Here is a 7936-nt window from a genome sequence, read left to right as displayed (position 1 = left end):
ATGTGTAGATACCTATGCCGCGATGACGGCCTGTCAGTCAGCAAATTCATCAACTGACATACCTCCATCGCAACGGTGTGGCGACCCGACAAGCCAGCGTCCACAGATTGACCTGCGTCGCCCAAGGCACCGCGTTCGCATTTACAGGTAAACTCCCCTCCTTTTCATCTTCTTCACGGAGTTCGCCTTGCGTCTGTTCCACACCTCCGACTGGCACTTGGGCCAAAACCTCCACGGCCAGGAACGCGACTTCGAACACGCCTGTTTCCTCGACTGGCTGCTGGCCCAACTCAAGCTGCACGGCCCCGATGTGCTGCTGATCGCCGGCGATATCTTCGACACAGTCAACCCCCCGCTCAAGGCCCAGGAGCGTCTGTACGACTTCATCATCAGCGCCCACGAACAAAACCCGAAGCTGACCCTTGTGATGATCGCCGGCAACCATGACTCCGGCTCGCGCATCGAACTACCCGCGCCATTAATGCGCCGTTTGCGCACCCATGCCCTGGGTCGTGTGCTGTGGCTGGACGACGGGCAACTGGACGCCGAGCGCTTACTGATCCCGCTGCCGGATGCCAAAGGCAAGACCGCCGCGTGGTGCCTGGCGCTGCCCTTCCTGCGCCCGGCAGAAGTCACCGGTGCACACCTGGGTGACGACTACCTGCGTGGTATCGGCCAAGTACATGAAGGGCTGATCGCCGCCGCCAACGCCAAACGTAAAAAAGGCCAGGCACTGATTGCCATCAGCCACGCGCATATGGCCGGTGGCTCCGTGTCGGAAGACTCCGAGCGCAGCCTGATCATTGGCAATGCCGAGGCGCTTCCAGCCAAACTGTTCGACAAAAGTGTCGCCTATGTTGCCCTCGGCCATTTGCACAAGCCGCAAAAGGTGAATGGTGAAGAACGCATGCGCTACAGCGGCTCGCCGATTCCGCTGTCGTTTTCCGAAATCGGTTACAAGCACCAGATTCTCGACGTGACGTTCCAGGGCGAAAGACTGGTCGGCGTCGAACCGCTCCTGATTCCGCGCTCGGTCAACCTGCAACGCCTGGAAGCCGCGCCCTTGGCCGATATCCTCAAGGCCTTGGCGGATTTGCCCGACATCGACCTGCTCGCCGACACCCAGCGCCAACCCTGGCTGGAGGTGCGCGTGCGCCTGGACGAGCCGCAGCCCGACCTGCGCCAACAGATCGAAACCGCCCTGCAAGGCAAGGCCGTGCGCCTGGTGCGCATCGCCGCCGAGTACGCCGGCAAACGCGGCGAAGACAATAACGATGAGCGCCTGATCGAACTGGACCAACTCACGCCCCAGGAACTGTTCAGCCGCGCCTGGCTGGAAAGCTACGGCAATGAGGTGGATGAACAGACCTTGAAGGATTTCGCCGTGCTGCTCCAGGAAGTGCAACAGGCGGATGAACAGCCATGAAGATCCTCGCCATTCGCCTGAAAAACCTGGCCTCCCTGGCCGGGCCGTTTGAGATCGACTTTACCGCCGAGCCCCTGGCCAGTGCCGGGTTGTTTGCGATCACCGGGCCGACCGGCGCGGGTAAAAGCACCTTGCTTGATGCCCTGTGCCTGGCACTGTTCGGCGCGGTGCCGCGCCTGGGTGACACCGGCCAGGCGAAGATGCCCGATGCCGATACCGACATTTCCATTGGTGACCCACGCACGCTGATTCGTCGCGGCACCGGCGGCGGTTATGCCGAGGTGGATTTTGTCGGCGTCAGCGGCCGTCGCTATCGCGCCCGCTGGGAAGCCAACCGTGCCAGGGACAAGGCTAGCGGCAAGCTGCAAAACAGTCGGCAAAGCCTGATCGACCTGGACAGCGACCAACTGCTGGCCAGCCAGAAAACCGAATACAAAACCCAGCTGGAACTGGCCCTGGGCCTGAACTTCGAACAGTTCACCCGTGCTGTGCTGTTGGCGCAAAGTGAGTTCAGCGCATTCCTCAAGGCCAATGACAACGAGCGCAGCGAACTGCTGGAAAAGCTCACCGACACCGCGCTCTACACTCAACTGGGCCGCCGTGCTTTCGACAAGGCCAAGGACGCCAAAGACGCCCACAAGCTGCTGCAAGACCAGGCCACTGGTGTCACCCCGCTGCCTGCCGAAGCCCGCGCTGAGCTGGATCAACAGTTAAGCGAGGCCCAGCAGCAACTCAAGCAACAGCAGGCCCAACTCAAGCAACTTGAGCAGCAGCACACCTGGCTCAAAGAACTGCGCGAGTGGCAGGAGCGCCAGCAAAGTGCAGTGGAGCAACTGCAACAGGCCCAGCAGGACTGGGAAAACCAGGGCCAACAACGGCTGGACCTGAGCCGCCTGGAACAATTGGCGCCGCAACGTCATCACTTCTCGCGCCAAACAGAACTGACGAGCCTACTGCAACCCTTGGCCGTTCAGATCCGTCAGCATCTGGAACAACAGACATCCTTGCACGCCCGCCAAGCGCAACTGCAACACCAGCAAACCACTGTGCAAAGCGCCTTGGCCGAGGCCCTGAAACAGCAAGCCGATGCGGTGCCGCTGCTGCGCCAGGCGTTCGAGGAACAAAACACCCTCGCTCGCCTGACCCGCGACCTCAGCCAAAGCGCCGAGCAAAAACAATTAGGCGAATCCGCCTGTGCACAAAGCCAAGCAGCGCTGAACACCCAGCAGGACGTGCAAAAGCAAGTGGCCACGCGCTTACAGCAACTTGCCGAACAGCTCGAACACAGCGCCGCCCTCGCCCCCTTGGGCGACGCCTGGAATGCCTATCGCGACCGCCTGCAGCAATTGATGCTGGTGGGCAATCGCCTGAACAAGGGCCAGGCTGAACTGCCGCACCTGGAACAGCAGGCCACCGCCGCCAGCGAGCAATGGACCCAGCAGCGCACTGCCCTGGACTTGCTGTATCAGGAAGCCGGTGCCGAGCCCCACGCCATCGCCGAACAGATCCAGTTGCTGGACAGTCTGCTCAAGGACAATCGCAAGCAACAGCGAGCCTTTGAAGACCTGACGCGGCTGTGGGACAACCAGCAGCAATTGGAACAACACAGCCAGGAGCTGACCCTTAAGCAAGCCACGGCTTCGCAACAACGCGAGCACCTGAACCAGACCGGCCTGCAAACCCGGGCCGAGCTGACAGTCGCCGAGCAAACCCTGACCGTCACCAAGCAGTTGCTGGAGCGTCAGCGTCTGGCCCGAAGTGCCAGTGTCGAGGAGCTGCGCGAGCAGTTGCAGGACGACCAGCCGTGCCCGGTGTGCGGCAGCCTTGACCACCCCTATCATCAACCCGAAGCCCTGCTGCACAGCATGGCGCGCCATGATGAAAGCGAAGAAGCCAATGCGCAGAAAGCCGTCGATAGCCTCAAGGAAAAACTCACCGAACTGCGCGGTGAAGTCGGTGGACTGATCGCCCAGCAAAAGGAGTTTCTGCAACAGCAGGAACACCTGACTTCTCAGCGCCAGGCCTTGGCGCCCAGCCTCGACGCCCATCCGCTGTCCGCTGCATTGTTCAATCAGGATGCCTCCAAGCGCAGCGCCTGGCTGACCCAACAACTAAGCCAGTTGAACCAGAGCATTACCCAGGACGAACACCGTCAGGCGGCCCTGCTCAACCTGCAACAAAACGCCGGGCGCCTGCAGCAGCAACTACAAGCCGCCCAGGACGCCAGCCAGCAGGCGCGCCAACAGTTGATCGACCAGCAACGGGAACTGGCCAATGACCGCGGGCGCCTGGAAGAAGAGCTCAATGCCTTCACCAGCCTCTTGCCGGCCGAGATCCTGGAAGGCTTGCGCACGGAACCGGCAGCAACCTTCATGCAGCTGGATCAGCAGATCAGCCAGCGGCTGGAGCACTTAGACAGCCAGCGTGAAGAACTGCTTGAGCAGCAGCAGCGCCAGCAGGCCATCGACAAGGAACAAGACCGCCAACAGCATCGCCAACAGCAACTGGAAGTGCTGCAACAACAATTCGCCGCCCTGACCACCCAGCAACTGGCTGCACAGGAAAAACTCACCGGTCTGTTGGGCGAGCACGCCAGCGCCGAGCGGTGGCAACAGCAATTGGATCAATCCGTCGAGCAGGCGCGCAGCAGCGAGTCCCAGGCCAACCAGCAATTGCAGGACACCCGCAATGAACTGATCCAGTTGGCAGCCGATCTCAAGGCCCGCCAGGAACGCCAGCAAGCGCTGGAAGCCGAACAGCAGACGTTGGGTAGCCGCATCAGCGAATGGCGCGCCCTGCACCCGGAACTGGATGACAATGGCCTGGCACACCTGCTGGCCGTGGATGAGCCACAATTCGGGCAGTTGCGCCAACAGGTGCAGCACAGCGAAAAGGCCATCGAACAGGCCAGGGTCCTTCTGCACGAGCGCGAACAACGCCTCAAGGATCACCAGGCCCAACACAATGGCAACCTCGACGCCGAGCAACTGGACAGTGCCTTGGCTGAACTCAACAGCCAACTGGCCAGCGGCGAAAAACACTGCGCCGAACTGCGCGCGCAACAAGCCGAGGACCAACGTCGGCAGGACGCCAACCAGGCCTTGGCCGATCAGATTGCCAAAGCCTACGACGAATGGCAGCGCTGGGCACGGCTCGACGCACTGATCGGTTCGGCCACTGGCGACAAGTTCCGCAAATTTGCACAGGCCTACAACCTCGACCTGCTGGTGCACCACGCCAACGTACAACTGCGCCAACTGGTGCGCCGCTACCGCCTCAAGCGCGGCGGCAGCATGCTCGGCTTGCTGGTACTGGACACCGAAATGGGCGACGAAACCCGCTCGGTGCATTCGCTGTCCGGCGGCGAAACGTTCCTGGTGTCGCTGGCGCTGGCCTTGGGATTGGCGTCGATGGCGTCCAGCACGTTGAAGATCGAGTCGCTGTTTATCGACGAAGGCTTCGGCAGCCTCGACCCCGAGTCGCTGCAACTGGCGATGGACGCCCTCGACGGCTTGCAGGCGCAGGGCCGCAAGGTGGCGGTGATTTCCCATGTGCAGGAAATGCACGAGCGGATCCCGGTGCAGATCCAGGTCAAGCGCCAGGGCAATGGCCTGAGCACGCTGGAGGTCAAATGAGTGAGGTCGTGTTGTACTCGTTCCGCCGTTGCCCCTACGCCATGCGGGCACGCATGGCCCTGCGGTATTCAGGGGTGGCGGTGCAGACTATCGAGGTCAGCCTCAAGGCCAAGCCCGTCGAAATGCTGGCGCTGTCGCCCAAAGGCACAGTGCCGGTGTTGAGCGTGGAGGGTCAGGTGATCGACGAAAGCCTGGCGATCATGGGCTGGGCCCTGTCGCAGCACGATCCCGAGGACTGGTTGCTCAAGAATGACCCGGCGGCGCGGTCGCTGATCGCTGGATTGATTGAAGAGAACGATCAGGCATTCAAGGTGCACTTGAATCGCTACAAGTACGCCGAGCGCTACCCGGAGCAGCCGATGGAACACTATCGGGCCGAGGGCGAGGTATTTTTGCGCAAGCTGGATGAGTTGCTGACAGAACGTAACTACTTGCTCGTCGAGCATTTGAGCCTGGCAGACGTGGCTTTGGCACCGTTTGTACGGCAGTTTGCCCATGTCGATCGGGAATGGTTTGCGGGCACGCCGTATCGGCGCTTGCAGGCCTGGTTGCAGCGAATTCTGGAGTCCGAGCTGTTTACAGGGGTCATGGAAAAAAAACTGTAGCCGCTGCCGAGGCACGAGGCAGGGGAATGTGTTGATCACCTGTAGCCGCTGGCGCAGCCTGCGATCGGCTGCGCAGCAGTCGCCAGGTCTTGAAACCGCTGAAGGTCCTGCGGCCCTTATCGCAGCCTCGTGCCTCGGCAGCGGCTACAGGTGTCAGGTGTCAGGTGTCAGGTGTCAGAGCGCAGTCACGACGCTGTGAACCACCCCACCCGCCTGCTGTGCTTGATGCTCAAACTGAACCCCCGGATACGCCACTTGAATCGGCGGCTGGACGGCGGGTTGCCTGAAGGTTGCGAGGGTCACCACCAGTACCATCGCGGCGTAGACGCCGATGGCGATGTAGGCGCCGTGTCTGGCTGAGGTCAAGAGGGCTCTGGCCATGGGATGCTCCTTAAACGCTGGCACCGGGTTGATGCATGCCCAACCCCGTGCCAATTAACGCTCAGTGTTGAACCTTGTGGTCCAGAGCGGCATAGAAGTTGGCACTTTGTTGCAAGTATTTCTGGGTGTAGGCGCTGGTGCTGGATTTTTTGCTGGTGATTTCCACGTTGGCGCTGGCAGGCAGGACGACTGAGGCGGAAACAGCGGAAGCGGCGATGATCGAGAAGAGATTGAAGTTCATGTCGGTAACCCTTGTGTTCGGTTGGCTGGTTGGCTTGTGAAGGCCTTGGAGCAAACTTACGCCCGGGGGCTTACCGGTAGAAATTCATTGAAACAGTAGCTGTTATCACTGGCATTAATAGAAGGAGTCAGGCCCCGCGTTGCGGGGCCTGTGGCTTATTGCCGCACCAGAAACTTGAGGTCGCTGGGGGCATCGATCGCCAATGTCTGCACGGTTTTACCCAGCAGGCCGGTCTTGGCGTCGCGCTCGACCACCACGATCTGGTTGCTCTTCTGGTTGGCAATCAGCAGGAACTTGCCGCTCGGGTCCAGGGCGAACTCACGGGGGTGATCGCCTTCCACGGAGCGCCGCTGAATCTCCTTCAACTGCGCGGTGGCGGGGTCGATGGCGAAGACCAGCATCTGGTTGGCGGTGCCGCGGTTGCTGACGTAGAGGAACTTGCCGTCGCCCGAGACATGCAGCGCCGCGCCGGCCTTGTCGGACACCGGCTGCCCGGCGGCGAAGTCCACCAGTTGACGCTGGACCAGCTTGCCATCCTGGTAGTCGAACACCGCGACCTGCGCGCTCATCTCGGTGGTCAGCCAGGCATGCTTGCCGTCAGCGCTGAACAGCAGGTGACGCGGGCCGCTGCCGGGTGGCAGTTGCACGAAGGACGGATCGGCCGGGGTCAGCGGCAGCTCGTGGTTGGCCTTGGGGTCGTAGTGGTAGACAAAAATCTTGTCCGCCCCCAGGTCGTTGGCAAACACGTACTTGCCATCCGGCGAGGACACCACCGAATGCACATGGTTGGACGCCTGGCGCTCCGGGTTGACCCGGCTGGCCGGGTGCGCGCTCAGTTGCACGGGCGGCGACAGCTTGCCTTCGGCGTCCACCGGCAGGATCGCCAGGCTGCCGCCCGGATCTTCCAGCACCGAATAGTTGGCGACAAACAGATAACGTCCATCGGCGGCCAGGCTGGAGTGGGTCGGCTCATTGCCCAGGCTTTGTACCTGGTTGATCAGGGTCAGTTGGTGATTGGCGGGATCAACGCTGTAGCTGCTGACACGCCCCACCGGGTCCTTCTGGCCCGGGCCGTTTTCATTGACCACGAACAGGCGTTTCTGGTCTTTGGACAAGGTCAGCCAGGACGGGTTTTGCGTCTTGGCGGCCAGTACCGGCTTGCCGCTGAACTGGCCGGTACGGCTGTCGAACTGCAGGCGGTAGATCCCTTCGCTGGTGCCGGCGGTGTAGGTGCCCACCAGCAGTTCAAAGGTATCGACTGGCGCAGCCTGTACCGACATCGCGCCGACACTGCCGGCCATCAGCAAAGGCCAGAATTTACGCATCATCATGCTCGTCTTCCTCGTCGTTATTGTTGCCGGTGAAGGCGCTCATGCACACCAGGCGGTGTTCGCCCGAATCACCGGTGAGGGTCCAGCTTTGCAGCTTGTCGTCAAACGTCGCGGCCTGCACCTGCGCCAGGCTGAACGTCCAGCGCTTCTCGGCGCGGCCGTCCATGCACGTGATCTGCAACTGCTGATCGTCGAAAGTGAAATCAAAGGCATGTAGCCCGTCGATTTCGAGCATGTCGCTGGATTCAAGTTCAATAGGCAGGCTAGCGGCAGTCATCAGGGTCATCAATCAGAGGGAAAGACGCTCATGATAGGCC

At 61.3% G+C, this 7936-nt stretch carries 7 protein-coding genes; 3 read left to right on the top strand and 4 right to left on the bottom strand.

The genetic code is table 11. The features are described from left to right. Positions 1-187: 187 nt before the first annotated feature. From GNF76_RS16095 to GNF76_RS16085, 3 genes are read left to right on the top strand one after another with little or no spacing between them, the layout of a single operon-like run. A complete protein-coding gene (locus GNF76_RS16095) occupies positions 188-1426 on the top strand; it encodes an exonuclease SbcCD subunit D C-terminal domain-containing protein (RefSeq protein WP_155584131.1) in 1239 nt (412 codons plus the stop codon). Continuing rightward, a complete protein-coding gene (locus GNF76_RS16090; RefSeq protein ID WP_155584130.1) occupies positions 1423-5061 on the top strand; it encodes an AAA family ATPase in 3639 nt (1212 codons plus the stop codon). Before GNF76_RS16095 ends, GNF76_RS16090 begins: the two co-directional genes overlap by 4 nt. Then, a complete protein-coding gene (locus GNF76_RS16085; RefSeq protein WP_155584129.1) occupies positions 5058-5666 on the top strand; it encodes a glutathione S-transferase in 609 nt (202 codons plus the stop codon). The genes GNF76_RS16090 and GNF76_RS16085 overlap by 4 nt, the downstream gene beginning before the upstream one ends. A gap of 174 nt (positions 5667-5840) precedes the next feature. Here GNF76_RS16085 and GNF76_RS16080 read toward each other — a convergent pair whose 3' ends face one another. The 4 genes from GNF76_RS16080 to GNF76_RS16065 all read right to left on the bottom strand — a co-directional run bounded on the left by GNF76_RS16080 (position 5841) and on the right by GNF76_RS16065 (position 7896). Beyond that, entirely contained in the window at positions 5841-6047 is a 207-nt protein-coding gene (locus GNF76_RS16080; protein ID WP_155584128.1) for a hypothetical protein, read from the bottom strand. A 61-nt stretch (positions 6048-6108) separates the two neighbouring features. Continuing rightward, positions 6109-6288, bottom strand: a complete 180-nt coding sequence (locus tag GNF76_RS16075; protein WP_155584127.1) for a hypothetical protein — start codon at positions 6286-6288, stop codon at positions 6109-6111. A gap of 155 nt (positions 6289-6443) precedes the next feature. Continuing rightward, complete coding sequence (locus GNF76_RS16070; RefSeq protein ID WP_155584126.1) at positions 6444-7619, bottom strand: lactonase family protein; 1176 nt, start codon at positions 7617-7619, stop codon at positions 6444-6446. Further along, a complete protein-coding gene (locus GNF76_RS16065; protein WP_155584125.1) occupies positions 7606-7896 on the bottom strand; it encodes a DUF5629 family protein in 291 nt (96 codons plus the stop codon). Before GNF76_RS16065 ends, GNF76_RS16070 begins: the two co-directional genes overlap by 14 nt. Positions 7897-7936: the final 40 nt, after the last annotated feature.

Origin of the sequence: Pseudomonas spelaei, assembly GCF_009724245.1 — a bacterium.
GTDB classification, from domain to species: domain Bacteria; phylum Pseudomonadota; class Gammaproteobacteria; order Pseudomonadales; family Pseudomonadaceae; genus Aquipseudomonas; species Aquipseudomonas spelaei.
Note: the sequence above shows the minus strand (reverse complement) of the source record. Positions and strands in the feature narration are given on the sequence as shown.

Coding starts and splice junctions, on each gene's coding strand:
- GNF76_RS16090 (WP_155584130.1), top strand. CDS start 1,423: ATGAAGATCCTCGCCATTCGCCTGAAAAACCTGGCCTCCCTGGCCGGG.
- GNF76_RS16085 (WP_155584129.1), top strand. CDS start 5,058: ATGAGTGAGGTCGTGTTGTACTCGTTCCGCCGTTGCCCCTACGCCATG.
- GNF76_RS16080 (WP_155584128.1), bottom strand. CDS start 6,047: ATGGCCAGAGCCCTCTTGACCTCAGCCAGACACGGCGCCTACATCGCC.
- GNF76_RS16075 (WP_155584127.1), bottom strand. CDS start 6,288: ATGAACTTCAATCTCTTCTCGATCATCGCCGCTTCCGCTGTTTCCGCC.
- GNF76_RS16070 (WP_155584126.1), bottom strand. CDS start 7,619: ATGATGATGCGTAAATTCTGGCCTTTGCTGATGGCCGGCAGTGTCGGC.
- GNF76_RS16065 (WP_155584125.1), bottom strand. CDS start 7,896: ATGACTGCCGCTAGCCTGCCTATTGAACTTGAATCCAGCGACATGCTC.